Below are 924 nucleotides of genomic sequence, written 5' to 3'. Positions count from 1 at the left end.
GCGCCGCGACTGGAGGAACAGGCCGAGTTCAGCGAGGTTCACCTCACCAGTGTCGCTGACACACCATGCCACAGCCAGGGGGTGGCGACCCCTGGGGAAACGTCACCTGGTTACCGCTCGCCGGTCAGGCCACTGTGGACACCAGTCGGGCAACAAGAAAACGAAACAGGAGCAAGCCATGCCGTTCGCCAACCTCAAGGTCCCCGCGGGCACGTTGTCCCCCGAGCAGAAGCAGGTCCTCGTCGAGAAGGTCACCGACCTCTACGCCGAGACCTTCGGTGACGCCGTTCGCGACAACACCATGGTCCTCGTCGACGANNNNATCAAGCGCTCCGCCACCCACGCGCGTCAACCGGAATGTGTTTGGTCGACCCAGCCGGGCGTCAGGGGAAGTCGGCCGGATCGGTGTGCGGCGCGCTGTTCGACCACCCACTGTTCGATCTTGTCGACAGACCGGGAGACGGGCTCGTCGGTGGTGTCGAGGATGTGGGTACGCCACCGCGGATCGTCGGCGGTCCAGTCGGTCCAGCGGTGCCAGACCATGTCCGGGGCGCTGCCGTTGGTGATGGCCTCGGGGAGGTGACGAGGGTCTCGGGCGTGTCCGCGATGCCAGGCGGCCCAGCCCAGGAAGGCGTCGACCGCCGAGGTGTCCCACCGGCCGGAGTCGCGGTGGGCGAGCCGGGCGCGGCGGATCTCGTCGTCCACATCGACCAGACAGAGCGCGATCCCGTCCAGCTTCGGTGCCGAGGGGGCCGCCAGGATCTCGCCCAGTGGGGATTGTCCGGTCAACAGCAGGTCGAGTCCGCGTTCCTGGTACTCGAGTGCGCGGCGTACCCACAGCTCGGTGTTGCGGTGGCGCCAGTGGGGATCGGGGTCCCGCGGCACACCGACCTCGTCGAAATCGTGGACGACGACGTCGCGGAG

At 67.7% G+C, this 924-nt stretch carries 1 protein-coding gene and 1 pseudogene; one reads left to right on the top strand and one right to left on the bottom strand.

All coding sequences use genetic code 11. From position 1 onward, the window contains the following. Positions 1 to 178: 178 nt before the first annotated feature. Positions 179 to 304 (top strand): annotated as a pseudogene (locus B0F77_RS50675) (tautomerase family protein); the annotation flags it as partial. 44 nt (positions 305 to 348) lie between these two features. On the opposite strand, the gene B0F77_RS45830 reads toward B0F77_RS50675, so the two are convergent. Next, positions 349 to 924: hypothetical protein (locus B0F77_RS45830; protein WP_086669317.1), on the bottom strand; the 576-nt coding region annotated here is incomplete at its 5' end.

The organism is Lentzea kentuckyensis (assembly GCF_002150765.1).
In the GTDB taxonomy this organism is placed as follows: Bacteria; Actinomycetota; Actinomycetes; order Mycobacteriales; family Pseudonocardiaceae; genus Lentzea; species Lentzea kentuckyensis.
The sequence above is the reverse complement of the archived record's forward strand: the minus strand, read 5'-3'. Positions and strand labels throughout refer to the sequence as shown.